Annotated in this window: 19 protein-coding genes and 4 tRNA genes; 9 read left to right on the plus strand and 14 right to left on the minus strand. The window is 57.2% G+C overall.

The genetic code is table 11. The features are described from left to right. Nucleotides 1-74: 74 nt before the first annotated feature. The 4 genes from V6582_RS19080 to gloA form a co-directional block, all read right to left on the minus strand. Nucleotides 75-149, minus strand: a tRNA-Glu gene (locus tag V6582_RS19080). 214 nt (nt 150-363) lie between these two features. Beyond that, nucleotides 364-438: transfer RNA gene (locus V6582_RS19085), tRNA-Glu, on the minus strand. A 102-nt stretch (nt 439-540) separates the two neighbouring features. Then, the gene (locus tag V6582_RS19090; protein ID WP_156630678.1) at nt 541-1,467 is read right to left on the minus strand and encodes a hypothetical protein; all 927 of its coding nucleotides are present in this window, start codon (nt 1,465-1,467) and stop codon (nt 541-543) included. Between the two features lie 160 nt (nt 1,468-1,627). Further along, entirely contained in the window at nt 1,628-2,068 is a 441-nt protein-coding gene (gene gloA, locus V6582_RS19095; protein WP_156630679.1) for a lactoylglutathione lyase, read from the minus strand. A gap of 308 nt (nt 2,069-2,376) precedes the next feature. Here gloA and V6582_RS19100 point away from each other — a divergent pair, with 308 nt between their 5' ends. The 5 genes from V6582_RS19100 (at nt 2,377) to V6582_RS19120 (ending at nt 4,134) form a co-directional block, all read left to right on the plus strand. Next, nucleotides 2,377-2,955 (plus strand): cold-shock protein, encoded by a 579-nt coding sequence (locus V6582_RS19100; protein ID WP_015916056.1) that lies wholly within the window; start codon nt 2,377-2,379, stop codon nt 2,953-2,955. A gap of 25 nt (nt 2,956-2,980) precedes the next feature. Continuing rightward, nucleotides 2,981-3,448: a DUF192 domain-containing protein gene (locus V6582_RS19105; RefSeq protein WP_156630758.1), complete on the plus strand. Its 468-nt coding sequence runs from the start codon at nt 2,981-2,983 to the stop codon at nt 3,446-3,448. A 96-nt stretch (nt 3,449-3,544) separates the two neighbouring features. After that, a tRNA-Pro gene (locus tag V6582_RS19110) sits at nt 3,545-3,621 on the plus strand. A gap of 85 nt (nt 3,622-3,706) precedes the next feature. Then, the gene (locus V6582_RS19115) at nt 3,707-4,012 is read left to right on the plus strand and encodes an ETC complex I subunit (protein ID WP_156630680.1); all 306 of its coding nucleotides are present in this window, start codon (nt 3,707-3,709) and stop codon (nt 4,010-4,012) included. A 45-nt stretch (nt 4,013-4,057) separates the two neighbouring features. Then, nucleotides 4,058-4,134 (plus strand) — tRNA-Arg (locus V6582_RS19120). Between the two features lie 176 nt (nt 4,135-4,310). Here the strand turns inward: V6582_RS19120 and V6582_RS19125 are convergent. From V6582_RS19125 to recG, 3 genes are all read right to left on the minus strand, one after another. Beyond that, on the minus strand, nt 4,311-4,550 hold the full coding sequence (locus V6582_RS19125; protein WP_156630681.1) for a hypothetical protein: 240 nt from the start codon (nt 4,548-4,550) through the stop codon (nt 4,311-4,313). 231 nt (nt 4,551-4,781) lie between these two features. Beyond that, nucleotides 4,782-4,913, minus strand: coding sequence for a hypothetical protein (locus V6582_RS19130; RefSeq protein ID WP_267967302.1), 132 nt, complete (start codon nt 4,911-4,913; stop codon nt 4,782-4,784). 112 nt (nt 4,914-5,025) lie between these two features. Beyond that, nucleotides 5,026-7,131, minus strand: coding sequence for an ATP-dependent DNA helicase RecG (recG, locus tag V6582_RS19135; protein ID WP_349508962.1), 2,106 nt, complete (start codon nt 7,129-7,131; stop codon nt 5,026-5,028). A gap of 375 nt (nt 7,132-7,506) precedes the next feature. Between recG and V6582_RS19140 the strand changes: the two genes are divergently transcribed. Together V6582_RS19140 and mfd are read left to right on the plus strand one after the other, a co-directional pair. Then, nucleotides 7,507-7,854 (plus strand): succinate dehydrogenase assembly factor 2, encoded by a 348-nt coding sequence (locus V6582_RS19140; RefSeq protein ID WP_071206262.1) that lies wholly within the window; start codon nt 7,507-7,509, stop codon nt 7,852-7,854. Then, on the plus strand, nt 7,851-11,378 hold the full coding sequence (gene mfd, locus V6582_RS19145; protein WP_156630682.1) for a transcription-repair coupling factor: 3,528 nt from the start codon (nt 7,851-7,853) through the stop codon (nt 11,376-11,378). Before V6582_RS19140 ends, mfd begins: the two co-directional genes overlap by 4 nt. A gap of 44 nt (nt 11,379-11,422) precedes the next feature. Here mfd and V6582_RS19150 read toward each other — a convergent pair whose 3' ends face one another. From V6582_RS19150 to V6582_RS19170, 5 genes are all read right to left on the minus strand, one after another. Further along, on the minus strand, nt 11,423-12,061 hold the full coding sequence (locus V6582_RS19150; RefSeq protein WP_156630683.1) for a LysE family translocator: 639 nt from the start codon (nt 12,059-12,061) through the stop codon (nt 11,423-11,425). A gap of 102 nt (nt 12,062-12,163) precedes the next feature. After that, nucleotides 12,164-12,901, minus strand: a complete 738-nt coding sequence (locus V6582_RS19155) for an alpha/beta hydrolase (protein WP_349508900.1) — start codon at nt 12,899-12,901, stop codon at nt 12,164-12,166. Between the two features lie 32 nt (nt 12,902-12,933). Then, entirely contained in the window at nt 12,934-13,857 is a 924-nt protein-coding gene (locus tag V6582_RS19160; protein WP_070164769.1) for a DMT family transporter, read from the minus strand. 93 nt (nt 13,858-13,950) lie between these two features. Next, nucleotides 13,951-14,622, minus strand: a complete 672-nt coding sequence (locus tag V6582_RS19165; RefSeq protein ID WP_156630685.1) for a DsbA family oxidoreductase — start codon at nt 14,620-14,622, stop codon at nt 13,951-13,953. A gap of 75 nt (nt 14,623-14,697) precedes the next feature. Then, entirely contained in the window at nt 14,698-16,518 is a 1,821-nt protein-coding gene (locus V6582_RS19170; RefSeq protein ID WP_420360162.1) for an extracellular solute-binding protein, read from the minus strand. Nucleotides 16,519-16,590: 72 nt separating this feature from the next. Between V6582_RS19170 and V6582_RS19175 the strand changes: the two genes are divergently transcribed. Beyond that, the gene (locus V6582_RS19175) at nt 16,591-16,743 is read left to right on the plus strand and encodes a hypothetical protein (RefSeq protein WP_156630687.1); all 153 of its coding nucleotides are present in this window, start codon (nt 16,591-16,593) and stop codon (nt 16,741-16,743) included. A gap of 125 nt (nt 16,744-16,868) precedes the next feature. Next, nucleotides 16,869-17,504 (plus strand): invasion associated locus B family protein, encoded by a 636-nt coding sequence (locus V6582_RS19180; RefSeq protein ID WP_060717821.1) that lies wholly within the window; start codon nt 16,869-16,871, stop codon nt 17,502-17,504. A gap of 81 nt (nt 17,505-17,585) precedes the next feature. Here the strand turns inward: V6582_RS19180 and hspQ are convergent, their stop codons facing one another. Continuing rightward, nucleotides 17,586-17,915: a heat shock protein HspQ gene (hspQ, locus tag V6582_RS19185; protein ID WP_041697996.1), complete on the minus strand. Its 330-nt coding sequence runs from the start codon at nt 17,913-17,915 to the stop codon at nt 17,586-17,588. 188 nt (nt 17,916-18,103) lie between these two features. After that, entirely contained in the window at nt 18,104-19,513 is a 1,410-nt protein-coding gene (gene glnA / locus V6582_RS19190; protein ID WP_349508901.1) for a type I glutamate--ammonia ligase, read from the minus strand. Between the last annotated feature and the right edge of the window lie 50 nt (nt 19,514-19,563).

Here is a 19,563-nt window from a genome sequence, read left to right on the forward strand (position 1 = left end):
CTGACCTTAGGTCAGCACAGGCTTTTCCGCTTCAATAAGCAGGATGTAGAAACAAGTTTTCCGGGGAAACGCAGTGGCACGCCCTAGGGGAGTCGAACCCCTCTTTTCAGAATGAAAATCTGACGTCCTAACCGATAGACGAAGGGCGCGTGTTGCGTGCGGCTCTCTTAGTGCGAACCGACTGGAGCTGCAAGCGAATTTTTCAGCTTTACCGCCGATTTTTCCTCAGCCTGTGGAGAACCGCGAATGCAGGGCAGCCTTACTTTGAACGGGTACCGTAATGTGCGGTGGTCGAATCAGCACATTTCAATCGTTGTCGTTGAAACGATCGTTATTTTGCAAATATGTTGGAGAGTGAAGCAGTGGCACGCCCTAGGGGAGTCGAACCCCTCTTTTCAGAATGAAAATCTGACGTCCTAACCGATAGACGAAGGGCGCGTGCTGTGGCGCCCTTATAATCACGTGTTTGGAGGCTGGCAAGCACTGAAATCCAAAATTTTACGGAAAAATGACAGCCCGAAAAACGAGCCAGTCAGCCCGTCATTTGCGTATTTTGGCGAGGAATTTCTTGATGAAACTGTCCTTCGTCATGCCCTGAGCCCCAGGCGCGCCCTCGATTTTTTCCATCTCTGTCACGCCAGCTGAATTGGCCATGCCAGGTGCTGCGGTCGGCAGGCTCGTCTGCAACTGCGCTGGTACCGGTGACATCTGTTGTTGTGGCATCGTTGTCTGTTGCGCCTTTGGCGCCGTACGAACCTTCTTCGGATCTGGTGCGAGACCTGCGAGAATTTCCGCTTTTGAGGCCGGGCGTTGTTTAACAACTTCAGGGGCCGGGGTAGGGGCGACCACAGGCTCTATCGGTTGATTGGCCTGCATCTGAGGTTGTGTTTGTGACTGTTCCAGCGGCTTTTGCACGCTGTAAACGCTGTTAACCGTGGCCTGGAACGGACGAACAGGCATGTTCGGCGGCACAATGCTATTGGCTGGGCTATTGGCCGATGCAGCGCCGTCATCTGATGGATGGGACGCGGAATAAAGCCCGGATGAGTTTGGCGATGCCGTCGCCTCCGGTCTGGACTGGTTCATCGCCACAACCTGTTCGGCTGAGGGCCCGGAGGAGAGATTGGCGCTGCCATCGGCTCCGGCAGCACCAGACACCGTTCCTGGCTTACGATGGCCAGTATTGACGAGGGGGTCGCGGTATAAGCCACCCTTATTGGGCTGCGGCGACACACTGGCTGGTTGCGCAGTCGTTTCCACGACATCCGCGTCGCCAATCGCGCCTTGTTCCACGATGGGAGGTGGGGTTTTCGTGGTGGCGCAGCCCGCCAGCAGGGCAAGGGAGAAAACGGCGGCAATGCTTGTAGACGCTGGGCTTCTTGACGCTGGCTTGCCATTAGCACCCTTCGAAAGACTAGGATTGGCAGTCCACGGGCTTTGGCCGAACAGACGGTTTGGGGACATCATGTCGCTCTCCTTGACGAGACCGCCCGGACCTATCGATGGTGGGCACTGTCTATGGTTGGAGCGACCGTGACACAATGAGCTTGCGTCAGGCATGATGCCGCCGCGAAACGGCGGCATCTTAAATGAATATGTCACACGCGAAGACGTTCGATGGGTAAGGCTACCAGGCGCCGGTATTGGGCATGGAGAGCCAAGGCTCTGACGGTGCCAATGCGCCGTTTTTCTGAAGGATTTCGATGGAAATACCGTCTGGAGAGCGCACAAAAGCCATATGGCCATCGCGGGGTGGGCGGTTGATCGTCACGCCATTATCCATCAGCTTCTGGCAAATGGCGTAGATGTCATCCACTTCATAGGCAAGATGGCCGAAATTGCGCCCACCGGCATAGTCTTCAGCATCCCAATTATAAGTCAGCTCGAGGCAGGGGGCCATATCCTGGCTAGCCTTGGCCTTGTCTTCGTCGGCGGCGAGGAAGATCAGCGTGAAACGGCCCTTTTCATTGTCGATTCGGCGAACTTCGCTCATGCCGAACAATTCGCAATAGAATTTCAGGGAGGCATCGACATCCTTGACCCTGACCATTGTGTGAAGATAGCGCATTTTGAAATTCTCCCTGTTGCATGCCGCATATGTCGCCTGTGGGCGACGGCTTCAAGCATTGTCATGACCGTGCCTGAAAAAAATGACATCATGAGAGAAAATGACCGGTCTGAAGAAAATTGACTGAATAGACAAAGGGTGAAGCGGGAAATCTGCACTCGTCAGTTTCGAACAAGCTCCAGGCGCGAAAAAGCAGATGCGAATAACTGAAACTAGGGCTTGCGCAACAGTATTAACAAAATGTTAATCTAGCCTTCGGGAATCAGTAAGCGTTATCCATGTTTGGCGTGTCGAGGGGCGGTTTAGAGATGGCGGATAGAATTTCAGCGAAAGAATTCGTGGAATTCAGCGGGCTCTCGGAAGAGCCCCTGGATCTTGTCGAAATCACCGGCGTGGTGAAATGGTTCGACGTTGCCAAGGGTTTTGGCTTTATCGTACCGGATAATGGCATGCAGGACGTCTTGCTTCATGTGACCTGCCTGCGCCGGGACGGGTACCAGACGATCCTGGAAGGAACGCGGATCGTCGCCCTAATCCATAAGCGCGACCGGGGCTATCAGGCCTTCCGAGTTCTGTCGATGGATCAATCGACGGCAACACACCCTTCACAAATGCCGCCTGTGCGGACCCATGTTCAGGTGACGCCATCGAGCGGGTTGGAGCGGGTTCTGGTCAAGTGGTTCAATCGCACCAAAGGCTTCGGCTTCCTGACGCGAGGCGAGGGCACCGAGGACATTTTCGTTCACATGGAAACGCTGCGTCGATTTGGCTTGACAGAATTGCGGCCCGGACAGACAGTACTGGTGCGCTTCGGCAATGGCGACAAAGGCCTGATGGCGGCAGAAATTCACCCGGATAACCCTGCGCCGCATGTCATGGCGCATTGATTGTCCCGTATTGTGAGTGACGGGAATGCTGGTTTTTTCTAGAAGCGCCTTTTGGGCGCTTTTTTTCTATATTGCACTCACACTATCTCCGGCCCTGGCTGAGCAATTTCTCAAAGGGCCAGCCGTCATTCAGACACTGGCCGGTCAGCAGATTCGTCTCAAGATGGAATACGCGATCTCCGTTGCACAACGGGAGCAGGGCCTGATGGGCCGCACCAAACTTGGCCCGAATGACGGCATGGTTTTCGATTTTGGCGATAGCCGCAATGTGGTGATGTGGATGAAAAACACGCCTTTGCCGCTGGATATGCTGTTTATCGATGAAAAAGGCGTGGTGACCGGTGTTGCAGCGCGCACAAAACCCTATTCTGAAGATTTGATACCTTCGCCTGGTCCCGTACGCTATGTGATTGAGCTGAATGGCGGACGGGCACAGGCGCTTGGGATCGTTCCTGGCAGCATGGTTGTGCAGGGTATTGCACCCCCTTCATAACGCTGCGAACAAAATCATGGAAAAGACGGTTTTTTTTGAGTTTTTCCTGTTGCGATTAAAGAGTGAACCGTGTATCTCCCCATCATTCGGCGGTCACGGAGTGTAGCGCAGTCTGGTAGCGCATCTGGTTTGGGACCAGAGGGTCGGGAGTTCGAATCTCTCCACTCCGACCATTCTTCCGGCGAATCCTTTCGCTGGAAGATGACGGCGAGGAAGGGAAGAGATATAGTCTCTTCGTTTTCATGAGGAATCGGAATTATGTCCGCTAAGATCTACCGTCCTGCAAAAACAGCCATGCAATCCGGAAAAGCCAAGACCCATCTTTGGGTTCTGGAGTTCGATGCATCCGAACCACGGACAATCGACCCGATGATGGGCTATACCAGCTCTGGCGATATGCTCCAGCAGGTCAAGCTGACGTTTGAAACCCAGGAATTGGCCGAGGCCTATGCCCAGCGCAATGGCATCGATTACCGCGTCATCCCGCCAAAGGAACCGCGCCGCCAGTCGGTTTCATACACAGACAATTTCCGCTTCAGCCGCCTCCAGCCCTGGACGCATTAATCCCAACTGCTCTGCTGCCCCTGGCCCATCATACGGGCCAACCCCGGCCCCTTAGCTCAGCTGGATAGAGCACCTGCCTTCTAAGCAGGTTGTCGCAGGTTCGAGTCCTGCAGGGGTCGCCAATCCTCCAGTATTTCCTCATAATTGTTTGAAATATATTGATGCTTTGAGTTTGGCATACCGCCCAACATATAGCGCGTTTTTGAGATGTGGATTTTTGGAATGCCCAAGTGTCGCGTCCTCAAAAGCACAAATGATATCCCGATGTTTGGAAAATTTGGTTTGATGCGCTGCTTGATCAGTCTGGCATCAAGTCCGAGATCTGTCCGTGCGATACCAGCAAGCGTGGGTTCGTCATGCTGCCATTTTCCTCATCGATTGTGACCGCGTATGCGGCAACGCCAATGTAGCGAGTGGCCATCGCACCAGCAATTTTCTCTGCTGAAGCCACGCTTGATGCTTGGCGCATATCACCCGGCACAATGCCGGCGCGGTTCTTTTTAAACTGCACGACAATAATTTTTTCAGCGTCAGACATGTTACGACCCTCTCTCATTTGTTCTTCTTATGTTCTTTTTTCGGGAAGAGTCAATGCCGTTTTTTACGTATCAATTGAAACGCGGTGAGCAAAATTCTTCGCGATTGCCACTTGTGGCGAACCAGTCGCCGCAAACGGAAGTCGCGGCGGCTGGCCAATGTGGGTGAACGTGATTTAGAAATTGCGAAGAACTGGTGTTTGTCCGGCCTTGCTTTGGCAGGCCAGCCGCACTTACTTCTTTTTTGTCGAGGATTCGCTGTTCTTGACCTGTGAGCCGAGCGTGGGCGCTACGACTTTATCAACTGTCTTGTCCTTCTTCGGCTTTCGCGTTTCCTTGTTGCCGCGTACCTGACCTTTAGCCATTGTCGTTTCCTCCGTGTTGAGAATGACAGCTAGCCGCGATTGGCGGGTGAAAAGCAAGCGAAATCCTACGGATGAGCAGTGCCTCAAACCTGTTTGTCTACCCTGTCATTCCTCATCCAGCCCGCAAGAACCGGACAGCCTCATCGCGCCGGTGCAGGTAAAGCAGCGTACGCACAGCTTCGCCGCGTGCCGAGGTCAGGTCGGGGTCGCGTTCCAGCAGATAGGCGGCATCCTTGCGGGCGATTTCCAGGAGGTCGGCATGGTGTTCCAAGCTGGCTATGCGAAAGCCGGGCGTACCGGATTGGCGGGTGCCGAGCAACTCACCTTCGCCGCGCAGTTTCAGGTCTTCCTCGGCAATCAGGAAGCCGTCCTCGCTGTCGCGCAGGATTGACAGCCGCGCCTTGCCGGTTTCGCCCAGCGGGCCTTTATAAAGGAGTATGCAAGAGGAAGCTTCCGCGCCGCGCCCGACCCGACCGCGCAACTGGTGCAATTGCGCAAGGCCAAAGCGTTCGGCGTGTTCGATCACCATAATCGTCGCGTCCGGCACGTCGACGCCGACTTCCACCACCGTGGTTGCCACCAGCAGCCGGGTTTCTCCGCTCTTGAAAGCCAGCATGGCGGCGTCTTTTTCCTCACCCTTCATGCGGCCATGCACGAGGCCGATTGGTGCCTTGAGGCACATCTTCAGCACCTCGAAGCGCTCCTCGACTGACATCAGCTCCAATTCCTCGGTCTCTTCCACCAGTGGGCAGATCCAATAGGCTTTCTTGCCGGACGCAATCGCGGCCTGGAGCCGGTCAACGATATCGCCGATTCGCTCCACCGGCACAGTCACGGTCTGGATCGGCTTGCGGCCTGCCGGTTTTTCGGTGAGCTTGGAGACATCCATGTCGCCGAAGGCGGCCAGAACCAGCGTGCGCGGAATGGGCGTGGCGGTCATGACAAGCATATGCGGGGAAACGCCCTTGGCCGTCAGCCGCAGGCGCTGGTGCACACCGAAGCGATGCTGCTCATCAACCACGGCCAGCATGAGATTGTGATAATTGACCGAATCCTGGAACAGCGCATGGGTGCCGATGACGATTTGTGCGGCGCCGGAGGCGATCCGCTCCAGCACCGCTTCGCGCTCGCGGCCCTTGGTGCGTCCGGTCAGCACATTCAAAGCAATTCCGGCAGCCGCCGCCATTTTCGACAGCGTCGCGTGATGTTGGCGTGCCAGAATTTCGGTTGGGGCCATCAGCACGGCCTGGCCGCCGTTTTCCACCACAGCCGCCATGGCCAGCAGCGCCACCAGCGTTTTACCCGCACCGACATCGCCCTGCACAAGGCGCAACATGCGGCTGTCGCTTTCCATATCTTTCAAGATATCGGCGACTGCATCCTTCTGGCTATTGGTGGGGGTAAAGGGCAGGGCGGCAAGGATTTTTCCGCTCATTTCGCCCGTGGCGCGAACCGGTGTTCCCGCCACCTTGCGCAAACGTTGACGTACCAGTGCCAGCGAGACCTGGCCCGCCAGAAATTCATCATAGGCCAGCCTGCGCCGGGCCGGGGCCTGCGGGTCGACATCCTTTTCGTCGCGCGGGCTGTGCAATCGCTCGAAACTTGGTTTGACAGCGTCGAAACCCTGTTTCGTCACCAGCGCCGGATCGATCCATTCGGCAAAATCCGGCAGGCGTTCTACCGCGTGGTTTACCGCTTTTTTCAGCACTTTCGGCGAAAGGCCCGCTGTTAGCGGATAGACCGGCTCGACCAGCGGCATGGCTGCGGCCTCGCTGGCCTTGACCATGAAATCGGGATGGACCATCGAGGGGCGGCCATTGAACCAGTCGATTTTTCCCGAAACCGTGATGATTTCATCGACCGGCAAGGCTTTTTCCAGCCAATTGCCCTTGGCGCGGAAGAAGGTCAGCGCTAATTCACCGGTCTCATCATGCAGGAAAACCCGGTAGGGCGCGTTGCGGTTTTCACGTGGAGGCGGCGTGTGGCGGTCTACCCGGCCTGTTACCGTGACGATGGCGCCTTGCGGCGCGCGGGCAATTCCGGGCTGGTTGCGCCGGTCGATCAGCCGATGCGGGCTTAAGAACAGCAGATCGACGACGCGGGCATCCTCTGCATCTTCCCGGCCCAGCAGGCTCGCCAGCAATTGCGCCAGCTTCGGACCAACGCCCGGCAGGGTGGAAACGGAGGCGAACAGGGGATCGAGCAGGGATGGACGCATGATGGCGGCAAAATGCCGTGTGATGAGGCGCATTGCAAGGCTGACAAGGCAATTGTGAGCGGGTATACAGCATCGGACCGAAAAGTGGGAACCGGTTTTCTGGGATATCCGATGCGAAGAGAAAAGCATCGGTCTGAAAAGTGGGAACCGGTTTTCAGGGATATCCGATGCGGTTGGAAAGGCGTTGGGTCTCGGCTTCGCCGCCCCCTCATCCGCCTGCCAGCACCTTCTCCCCAATGGGGAGAAGAAAGCAAGAGCCGCAGCGGAGGTGGGGTGAGGGGAACCGCCTGCTCCGTCATCAATGATGGCATTCGGTTCTCGACTAAATTCGATGCGAAAACACCTCGTTTGCGTATCAACAGGAAGGTAAACGACATGACTGGTCTGGTTCGCAGCAGCGCCGATCTCGATCCCCGCCGCAGGCGTATTCTGTTTCGCTGTTGGCATCGGGGTATCAGGGAGATGGACCTGATGCTCGGTCAGTTTGCCGAAGCCGAGATCAGCGCGCTCAGCGATGCCGAGCTGGATGATCTCGAGCTGATCATGGCGGAAGAAGACAATGACCTGATCAGCTGGATCAATGGTGCTGCCCCTGTGCCCGCCCATATACAGATCCCATTGTTTGACCGCATTGCCGCCACCCGCCCTGATTTTTCGCCTGTCGATGGTTCGGCCATTGCATTGTCGTCCAGGCCTGATGCGAGTGCTGTGACCGAAAAATGATTTCTCTCTTTGATGCAAAGAAGACGGCAGCGGCGGCGTCCGCTGTCACCCTTTCGCCTGTGCCTGATGGCATGGACGCTTTTCTGGTGGCGGAACTGGCGCGGCAGGGCAGGCCTGTCGCTTACCTTCTGTCGGATTCCAGCCGGATGAACGATATCGAGCAGATGCTAAGCTTCTGCGCGCCGGAAATTCCAGTCTTGACCCTGCCTGCCTGGGATTGCCTGCCCTATGACCGGGTATCGCCCAGCGCCGATATTTCCGCCCGCAGGCTCTCGGCGCTGTCGGGACTGATTGCCCATGCCCGAAAGCCGCATGCGGCCATCGTTCTCGTCACTGCCAATGCCATGTTGCAAAAACTGGCACCGGCTGACGTTATTGAGAGCCTGTCCTTTTCGGCCCGCCCTGGCAATCAGGTGAAGATGGACGACATTGCCGCCCGCTTGTCGCGCAATGGTTTTGAGCGCGTCGATACCGTGCGCGAAGTTGGCGAATATGCGGTGCGTGGCGGCATTCTGGATGTCTTCGTGCCGGGCTCTGAAGAGCCGGTGCGGCTGGATTTCTTTGGCGATACGCTGGAAAGCATCCGCAGTTTCGATCCGGCCAGCCAGCGCACCATCGGTCAGGTCCGCTCGCTGGACCTTAACCCGATGAGCGAAGTGACGCTGACGCCGGAAAGCATCAGCCGGTTTCGCAAGAATTACCTGTCGCTGTTTGGCGCGGCCACCCGCGACGATGCGCTTTACACCGCCGTGTCCGAAGGCCGCCGTTATGCGGGCATGGAACACTGGATGCCGCTGTTTCATGAAAAGCTGGAAACGGTGTTCGATTATCTCACCGATTTCCGCGTGGTGCTCGACCATACGGTGCGCGAATCCGCCGAGGAACGCGGCAAGCTGATCCGCGACTATTATGAGGCGCGGTTGAACAGCGCGACACCCGGCAAGGGCCATCTGGCGCAGGGAACGCCTTACAAGCCAATACCGCCGGAATATCTCTATCTGGGGGCGGCGGAATTTGCCAAGAAGCTTGAAGCGCTCAATCCGATCCGCCTGACGCCGTTTGCCGAGCCGGATAGCGAAGGCCGCAAGATTGTCGAACTCTCGGCCCGTCCCGGCCCGCGCTGGGCTAAACTTGCCGCGCAGGAGAGCAGCGAGACCAAGGCTGATGGCGAGGCGCAACGGGTCAATGTCTTTACCCAGGCCGTAAAATATATTGCCGACAAGCGGGCTTCCGGCTCCAAGGTGCTGATATCAGGTTGGTCGGAAGGTTCGCTCGACCGGCTGCTGCAGGTGCTGAACGAGCACGGGCTGGAACGGCTAAAGCCTGTTACTGCCCTGAAGGATCTCGATCAGCTTGGCAAGGGTGAGGCGGCAACCGCCGTTCTGGCGCTTGAGGGCGGGTTCGAGGCTAACGAACTCGTGGTGGTCGGCGAGCAGGATATTCTCGGCGACCGCATGGTGCGCCGTTCCAAGCGTCGCAAGCGGGCTGCTGATTTTATCTCCGAAGTGGCCGGGCTGGATGAGGGCTCGATCGTCGTCCATGCCGAGCATGGCATTGGCCGGTTTATCGGATTGCGCACCATCCAGGCGGCGGGCAGCCAGCATGCTTGTCTGGAACTGCAATATGCCGACGAGGCCAAACTGTTCCTGCCGGTCGAAAATATCGAGCTTCTGTCGCGCTACGGCTCGGAAGGCAGCGAAGCGCAATTGGACAAACTGGGCGGCGGCGCCTGGCAGATGCGTAAAGCCAAGCTGAAGAAACGCCTGCTGGATATGGCAGGCGGGCTAATCCGCATCGCCGCCGAGCGGATGATGCGGTCTGCGCCGGTGCTTGCCACGACCGAAGGTTTTTACGACGAGTTCGCGGCCCGTTTCCCCTATGACGAAACCGAGGACCAGATGAACGCCATCGAGGCGGTGCGCGGTGATCTGGCGGCCGGACGTCCGATGGACCGGCTTATCTGCGGCGATGTCGGCTTCGGCAAAACTGAGGTGGCGCTGCGTGCCGCCTTTGTGGCGGCGATGAACGGTATTCAGGTGGCGGTCGTGGTGCCGACCACGCTGCTGGCTCGCCAGCATTTCAAGACGTTTTCCGAGCGGTTTCGCGATCTGCCTGTTCGTATCCAGCAAGCCTCGCGGCTGGTGGGCACCAAGGAACTGAACCTGGTCAAGAAGGAAGTGGCCGAGGGCAAGACGGATATTGTCGTCGGCACCCATGCTCTCCTGGGTTCTGGCATTAAATTTGCCAATCTTGGCCTGCTGGTGATCGATGAAGAGCAGCATTTCGGCGTCAAGCACAAGGAACGGCTGAAAGAGCTGAAGAGCGACGTGCATGTGCTGACGCTATCGGCGACGCCCATTCCGCGCACCTTGCAGCTGGCGATGACCGGGGTGCGAGAATTGTCGCTGATCACCACGCCGCCAGTGGACCGTATGGCGGTACGCACCTTTATTTCGCCCTTCGATCCGCTGGTGATTCGCGAAACGCTGATGCGCGAACATTATCGCGGCGGCCAGAGCTTCTATGTCTGCCCGCGTCTGGCGGACCTTGCCGACATCAAGGCGTTTCTGGATTCGGATGTGCCGGAATTGAAAGTGGCGATTGCCCATGGCCAGATGGCGGCGGGCGAGTTGGAAGACATCATGAACGCCTTTTATGAAGGCCGCTACGATGTTCTGCTTTCCACCACCATCGTCGAATCCGGTCTGGATGTGCCGACCGCCAATACGCTCATCGTGCATCGCGCCGACATGTTCGGCCTGGCCCAGCTTTACCAGATCCGGGGCCGGGTCGGCCGCTCCAAGGTGCGGGCCTTCGCGCTGCTGACCTTGCCGGTCAACAAGGTTCTGACGACGAGCGCCGAGCGGCGGCTGAAAGTGCTGCAATCGCTGGATACGCTGGGCGCTGGCTTCCAGCTTGCCAGCCACGATCTTGATATTCGCGGCGCTGGCAATCTGCTGGGCGAGGAACAATCCGGCCATATCAAGGAAGTCGGCTTCGAGCTTTACCAGCAAATGCTGGAGGAGGCCGTGGCCGAGGTGAAGGGCGAGGACGAGGTGGTCGATAGCGGCTGGTCGCCGCAAATCCAGGTCGGCACCTCGGTCATGATCCCCGACGACTATGTGCCGGACCTGCATCTGCGTCTTGGTCTGTATCGCCGCCTGGGCGAATTGACCGAATTGAACGATATCGACGGCTTCGGTGCCGAGTTGATCGACCGGTTCGGACCACTGCCCGCCGAAGTGCAGAACCTGTTGAAGGTCGTTTACGTCAAAGCACTGTGCCGCAAGGCCAATGTCGAAAAGCTGGAAGCCGGACCGAAGGGCGTGGTGGTCCAGTTCCGCAACAAGCTCTTCCCCAACCCGGCAGCTTTGGTCGGCTTCATCGCCAAACAGGGCAGCATGGCCAAGATCCGTCCCGACCACAGCGTCTTCCTGACCCGAGACCTGCCGACGCCGGAAAAGCGGCTGGCGGGTGCGGCGACCATCATGGCGCAATTGGCGGAACTGGCCAAGGTGAAGTGAGAGTAGAGGCGGTCCTATCGACCGCCTCCAGGCCACCGCTGACGTCAGGCGGCAGCCTTGCGCCAACCGGCGGCAACCAGGCCCGCACCGATCATCAGCGAACCACCGGTTCTGTTGACCCAGCGCTGCACATTGGGCTTGCGGATCGATTTGCGCGCCATCGACGCCATGGTGGCATAGGTGGCGGCGTTCAGTGTGGCGAGCACCAGGAAAGTCGCTTCGAAAATCACCATCTGCAAGGCCAGCGGCTCGGCAGTGTTCAAGAACTGCGGCAGGAAGGCCACGAAGAACAAAATGCTTTTCGGGTTCAGCGCCGTCACCACATAGGTATGCAGGAAGATTTTCAGCGGCTGTTCTGCGGTCGGTGGATTTTCATCCGAAACTTCCTGGCTTACCATCACCGGCGCCCGCCAAAGCTTGATGCCGAGATAGATCAGATAGGCCGCGCCGATATATTTCAGCAGCGTGAAGATCATCGCCGAGGTGGCGAGAAGCGCACCGAGCCCCAGCATGGAGGCGGTCATGGCGGTAAAATCACCCAGAGCCACCCCCGCCACCGTTGCCTTGGCCACTGAGCGCCCGTGTCCGAGCGCATAGGAAATTACCAGCACAATCGTCGGACCTGGAATAGCAAGCACGACGGCGGCAGTAGCAACAAATGCAAGCCAGATTTGAAATGTCATGGAACCCTCCTGAAAAAGCCTTCAGTCAGCAATCCATGAACGAACGAGTTTGGCAAGTGGCCTGATACGAGGTCTGTCAGGTTCAGTTTGAACCGGCAAACTCTACTTTAATTGCTCGGCAAGGAATCGGGCTGCCCGTTCGTGGGCTTGTTTCGCGAGAGGCGTTTCTGGTTTCAGAAAAAAGTCATGGCTTCCGCCATCAAATATCGAGAGTTCAGCCTCTGTTCCCAGGGATTTGGCCTGTTCTGATAATGCCTTTGCCATTGAGACAGGAAACACGCGGTCTTCGCTACCCCAAACGATCAGGAGGGGAGGAACCGTGCGAACGGATTGAGAATAACCAGCGGGAAAACCGCCGTCCACGAGCACCAAGGCATTGGCTTCCTGTCGGTTTACTGTTGTCGTAACGGCAATTTGCGCGCCCAGCGAAATCCCGAGGACACCGATTTTCCGATCCTCTGGAGATTGTCTCTTGAGAAACAGCAGAACGTCGCGGACAGCAGCGCTCCATCGGGCCATGTGGCTTGTGTAATATTGGATACGGCCTGCCGCACCCTTCGCGTGGCCAATGGCGGTCAAATCCTCAGTTGAAACAGCATGGACGAGATAGGCATCAAGCCCCGCCTTATCGAGGCTTTGAGCCAGATCGTCATAGGCTGCCGATCGGAAGCCCTTGCTGCCGCTCAGGATGATGACGGCTGGGCGCTTCTGAGGTGCGCGCCTCTCGAATGCATCTATTGCGATGTCGCCCTGAGTCGTCTTGATCATCGCCGTTTGACGGTCGTTTGCCAGTGACGGACTGCAAGAAATGAAAGCCAGACACAATACCGTCGTGGCCATGATAAAAGCGGTAGAACGAGAGGAACGCGGCATTACTCGTCCTCCACCGCCAGACTGGCCTGCGGGCCGGAGGCGACGGCGGGTGGGAGGGGGACGCCCTTGGTTCTTTCCCGCATCAGGGTAATCAGGCCGGAGCCGATAATCAGGGTGATGCCGACCAGCATGGGCATGTCGATATGGTCGCCGAAGATCAGGTAGCCAAACAGAATGGCCCAGAGCATCTGGCTATATTGTGCTGGCCCCAGCACGGCGGCCGGAGCAAAGCGGGTCGCCAGCATCATCAGCACAGTGGCCAGCGCCGCAAACAGGCCGTAGCTGAGCAGCAGCAGCCAGTCCGTTCCCTGCGGCCAGGAGAAGGCGGGCAGCATGGCGATGCCAGAAATGATGATGGTGCCGAAGGCGCCCGCGCCGTAGAGCGACGTGGATTTTTCACGCGGGCCGATGGCGCGGTAGACGACGATGGAAATCGCCCCGCCCAACCCGCCGATGACGGCGCCGAGATGGCCGATCGATAATTCCCGGAAACCGGGACGCAACACCACCAGCACGCCGATAAACCCGAGGATAACAGCGCTCCAGCGGCGGATGCCGACCTGTTCCTTGAGGAACACCACCGACATGATGGTGACGAAGCAGGGCAAAAGAAAAATCAGACAGAAGGCCTCGGCCATCGACAGATGGGTGAAGGCGGTCACAGCACCAATGGCGCTAGTGCCTGACGCGAAGAAGCGCAGCAGCCAGAGCTTCAGGTTGGAGGTCCTGAACACATCCGTCAGCGCATCGCCGCGCTTCAGCAGAAAGGGCAGGGCAGCCAGACCGAACAGCGATCCGAAGAAGGCTGATTCGAACGGACTGATTCGGCCATCCACAAGTTTGACCGATGCATCACTGATGGCGAAGGCCGCAAAGGCCGCAAAAGCGAGCGCAAGGCCGCGAGGTGTCGTATCGGAGGTCACGAGCGGGTCGTCCTGGAGTTTGGCCGGGGAAATCCGTCATCCGTTTTCCACCGGCAGGGGGCCTCTCGTGAGTATGGCCGATATTGCGTTGCGTCAATTCAGTTTCGACTGTTCGACTGCCTTTTCAGCGGCGATGTCGCGCAGGGCATTGGCCAGAACGTCAGTCGGCTGGGCGCCACTCACGGCATATTTCTGGTCGATGATGAAGAAAGGCACACCATTGACCCCCATTTTCTGGGCGGCGTCGATTTCATCGATCACCATGTCCTTATCGGCATCGCCTGCCAGCAGGGCCTGCATCACCTTGCGGTTCAGCCCTGCCTCCTGGGTAATATCCAGCAGGACGGCGTGGTCGCCAACATTACGACCATCCTCAAAAAACGCTTTGAACAAGCCTGAAACCACAGCGCTCTGCGCCTCACGGCTCTCCAGTCCGGCCCAATGGATCAGTCGATGCGCATCCAGCGTATTGGGGCCGATCTTAATGGCCTCGAAATTGAAGGCGATACCGACCTCGCGGCCAAGCTCAGCCAATTGCTGATGGCCGCGCTCCAGGTTTTCCTGGCCGCCAAACTTTTTGGCAAGCTCGGCCTGCTGGTCGACGCCTTCGGGCGGATAGTCCGGATTGAGCCGGTAGGGGCGCCAGTTGACGTCGATACTGACCGTGTCCTGCACCTCGGCAATGGCCAGATCCAGCCGGGCCTTGCCGAGATAGCACCATGGGCAGACGACATCGGACACGAGATCGATGGTAATGCGTTGCATGAAAGGGTCTCCATCGGTATGCGGCAGCGATGACACGCCGCAGATCCGAGCGCAATCAGCGCACGGTGGTTGAATTCATTGCGCCCTGGCGTCCCACCACGTGGGGAGCTGATAGCCCAGCATAGGCACCTGGTCAGGCCGTGCGATTCGCTTCCAGCGCGCCAGCCATTGCTCGCCATTATAATAGAGTGGCACCACGTAATGTCCCGCCACCAGCAGGCGATCCAAGGCCCGTACACTGGCCTGGTAGTCCTCGAGGCTTCTGGCATTGACCATGGTGTTCAACACCCGGTCGATATCCGGATTGGCCACACCGGCATAATTGAAACTGCTCTGCCGATCCCGGGCAACGGAGCCCCAGCGGTTGAATTGTTCGATACCGGGAGCCAGCGTCGAAGGATAGGCCATGACGACCATGTCATAATCGAAGCTGTTGGAGCGCGCCTGATATTGCGCGTCATCCACCGTCCGGATGGTCATGCCGATGCCGATCAGCCGCAAGGTGCGCTGATAGGCAAGCGCCATTTTCTCCTGGCCGGCATTCTGGGTCATCACCTCGAAGGACAGTGGCTTGCCCTGGGCATCGACCATTTTACCATCATTGATCGAATAGCCAGCCTGGCTGAGCAGCGCGACGGCTTGGCGCAGAATATTACGGTCGGCGCCTGAACCATCGGAAATCGGCAATGTATAGGTACCCGCCAGGATTTCCGGGGCAATCGTGTTGCGTGCATTGCCGAGAATTGCCAGTTCGCGGTCGTCGGCGGCATGGCCAAAGGCGCCGAGCGGAGAATTCTGCCAGTAGCTCTGGATTCGCTTGAACGCATTGCCATAGATGTTCTTGTTGACCCACTCGAAGTCGAAGGCGAGCGTCAGCGCCTCACGCACCTTCACGTCAGCAAAGATCGGGCGGCGGGTGTTGAACACGAAGCCCAGCATGCCCGTCGGCTTTTGCGGGGTAAAGGTTTCGCGCACGACATCGCCATTCACGGCTGCGGGGAAATTATAGGCCCGCAGCCAATGGGCCGAATCACCATCAGGGTAAAGATCGATCTCACCCTTCTTGAAGGCTTCGAACAACGTGCTGTCCTGCAAGAAATAAGTGATGCTGACTTCGTCGTAATTATCGAATCCCACTTTCGAGGGAAGATCCTTGCCCCAATAATTCGGATCGCGCTGATAGGTAATTCGCTCGCCGGGGCGGATATCCTTGATCTTATAGGGGCCGGAGCCAATAGGCACATTCAGCGAGGATTGTTCGAAAAGATCCGGATCGATGGCATGTTTCGGCAGGATTGGCGTTGCATAGGCCAGAAGCAGCGGAATTTCCCGATCGGCCTTGTCGTTGAAGGTGAAGCGAACGCTATGTTCGCCGACCCTTTCCATCTTGGCAACGCCGTTCAACCGCTTGTCGAAAGGCGAACGGCCTTTTTGCTGGAGGATCTGGAGCGTAAAAATCACGTCATCCGGCGTCACCGGCTGGCCATCGTGCCAGCGGGCCTTGGGGTTGAGGTTGAACTGGATGAAGCTGCGGGCATCGTCCCACTCGACGCTTTGCGCCAGAAGACCGTAGAGCGTGTAGGGCTCGCTGGCCGAGCGCGTCATCAGCGTCTCGTAAAACAGGTTGCCGTATTCCGGGTCCCAGATGCCCCGCGCCGTTGTGCGCATGCCCTTGATGACAAAGGGGTTGAAGCTGTCGAACGTGCCGACCACGCCGTAGGAAATCCGACCGCCCTTCTTTACGTCAGGGTTGACGTAAGGCAAGTGCTTGTAATCGGCGGGCAGGGCGGGTTTGCCATACATGGATATGGCATTGACGGGCTCGGCCAAGGTATCCGATGCGGCAAACAAGCCGCAGAACGGCAGGACCAGCAGGGTCGACAAAAGACGCCGCAAACCATTTCCTCTCGAGATCAGTATTTTTAATTTCGCGGCAAATTATCACGAACTGCCGGAAAGCCAACCGCTATGGCACAATTCCTGCTATGGAAGCGCCATGTAAGTGAATGGGTGAAATTGTCCAGTAAAACAAATGGCGCGCGCGCTCAATCGTTCCATAAATTGGACGCATCTTTCGCAAACACCAAAGAAGCACTGGATATTCGCAGCGATGCGCTGTAACAGGATCACCACACACATCGGGTCATCTATTTGCCTCATTTAAAACCCAGGGGATGAACGAATAGGCCGATCTAATCGGGTGAGAACTTCGGTTCGACAAAAGTTTTCAGGAGACGGATCTCGTTATGACGTTTACAGCAGCCAAAACCGCGCGTGCGGCACTCTCCGCTCTCGTTCTCTCCACTGGCTTTGCTGGCGCATCCTTTGCCCAGCAGCAGCCCGCTGGCGATGCCGGCTTGCCGCCGCAGGGTTGGTTCAAGACCTGCGCCAAGCAGGAAGACAACGATATCTGCACGGTGCAGAACATTCAGGTCGCGCAGAACCGCCAGATGATTATCGCCGTGGCGATCATCTCCATCGAAGGCAAGATGAACCGCAAGCTGATGCAGGTTTCCGTGCCGTCCGCACGGCTGATCCCGCCGGGCGTCGTTCTGCAGATCGATGGCGGCAAGGGCCAGAAGATCGATTACGCCGTCTGCTTCCCGGACCGTTGCACAGCTGAAATTCCGCTGACGGACGCGATGATTGCCAGCCTGAAGAAGGGCCATGACGTGGTGTTCACCTCGATGAACTTCCGCCGCGTTCCAAACCCGATCAAGATTTCGCTGGATGGCTTTACCGGCTCCTACGATGGCCCGGCTATCACCCAGTCCCAGGCGCAGGAGCGCCAGCGTCTGCTGGAAGAAGCCATGCAGAAGAAGAACGAAGAATCGCAGAAGGCCCTGGAAGACGCCCAGAAGGCTGCCAAGGAAACCAAATAATCGGTTATTCCTTATCCTTCATTGAAAAAAAGCCCCGGTCGTTAAACCGGGGCTTTTTTTATAGGAGATAATGCCAGCCGCTCAGTGAGCCAAATTCATCCTCGGCTTGTAATGACCGGCCTGCTCTTCCACGAAGATCTGGTTGATATGCGGATTGCGTAGCGGTTCGCCGCTTTCATCTGTCTCCAGATTTTGTTCGGAGACATAGGCGACGTATTCCGTCTCGGCATTTTCAGCCAGCAGGTGATAGAAGGGCTGATCCTTACTGGGCCGCAATTCTGCGGGGATCGCATTCCACCATTCTTCCGTATTGGCAAATTCCGGATCGACGTCGAAAACGACGCCGCGAAACGGAAATACCTTGTGACGAACAATGTCACCGATTCCAAACTTTGCGTTGCGTTGTTTCATGGCTTTGTTTCCTTTCGTCAAATATTTGGGAAACGGGACAACGAACATCAAGGGCCTCGACATGGTTTTGTCACAAAACGGCTGAGGCATGGCCGCCCGGTTTAACGAGATGTGCAATTGCAAAAAATACCAATGATACTGCAATAAAAAAGCCGGCAGGGTTGCTGCCGGCTTTGGTGTCGATCGGATCAGACCGAGTAGTACATGTCGTATTCCACCGGATGAGGTGTCATGTCGTAACGCATGACTTCCTGCATCTTGATGTCGATGAAGGCGTCGATCTGGTCGTCGTCGAAGACGCCGCCCGCTGTCAGGAACTTGCGATCCTTGTCGAGGCTTTCCAGCGCTTCGCGCAAGCTAGCGCAGACCGTCGGGATCTTCTTCAATTCCTTCGGCGGCAGATCGTAGAGATCCTTGTCCATGGCCTTGCCGGGATGGATCTTGTTCTTGATACCATCGAGACCAGCCATCAGCATGGCGGCAAACCCGAGATAGGGGTTGGCGGTCGGGTCAGGGAAGCGGACTTCGACGCGCTTTGCCTTCGGATTGGAGCCGAACGGAATGCGGCAGGAAGCAGAACGGTTGCGGGCGGAATAGGCCAGCAGAACCGGAGCTTCATAGCCAGGCACCAGACGCTTGTAGGAATTGGTCGAGGGGTTGGTGAAGGCATTCAGTGCCTTGGCATGCTTGATGATACCGCCGATGTAATAGAGGCAGCTTTCCGACAGGCCGGCATATTCGTCACCGGCGAAGGTTGGCTTGCCATCCTTCCAGATCGACTGATGCACATGCATGCCCGAGCCATTGTCGCCAAAGATCGGCTTCGGCATGAAGGTTGCGGTCTTGCCATAGGCATTGGCAACCTGATGCACGACATATTTGTAGATCTGCATCTTGTCGGCATTGCGCACCAGCGTGTCGAACTTGATACCAAGCTCATGCTGGGCCGCAGCCACTTCATGGTGATGCTTTTCGACGACAACACCCATTTCAGAAAGCACGGTCAGCATTTCCGAGCGCATGTCCTGGCAGTTGTCGATCGGCGGAACCGGGAAATAGCCGCCCTTGACGCGCGGACGGTGGCCGAGATTGCCGGTTTCATAGTCGGTATCATCGTTCGACGGCAATTCGGTGGAATCAAGCTTGAAGCCGGTATTGTAAGGATCGGCCTTGTATTTCACGTCATCGAAAATGAAGAATTCGGCTTCCGGGCCAAAAAATGCCGTGTCGCCGATACCCGACGCCTTGAGATAGGCTTCCGCCTTCTTGGCCGTGCCGCGCGGATCGCGGTTATAGGCTTCACCGGAAACCGGATCGAGAATATCGCAGAGAATGACCATGGTCGACTGGGCAAAGAACGGGTCCATATGCACCGTTTCCACGTCCGGCATCAGCACCATGTCGGATTCGTTGATCGCCTTCCAGCCTGCGATGGAGGAGCCGTCGAACATGACGCCATCGGCGAACATGTCTTCATCGACACAGACGATGTCCATGGTGACATGCTGCAGCTTGCCCTTGGGGTCGGTGAACCTGAGATCGACAAATTTTACGTCGTTGTCTTTGATTTGTTTAAGAATATCCTGTGCGGTCGTCATTAGGTTTGTTCCTCGATTTGATGACGATTATAAGACCCGACCTCCCTCAG

Origin of the sequence: Agrobacterium vitis (genome assembly GCF_037039395.1) — a bacterium.
GTDB classification, from domain to species: Bacteria; Pseudomonadota; Alphaproteobacteria; order Rhizobiales; family Rhizobiaceae; genus Allorhizobium; species Allorhizobium vitis_E.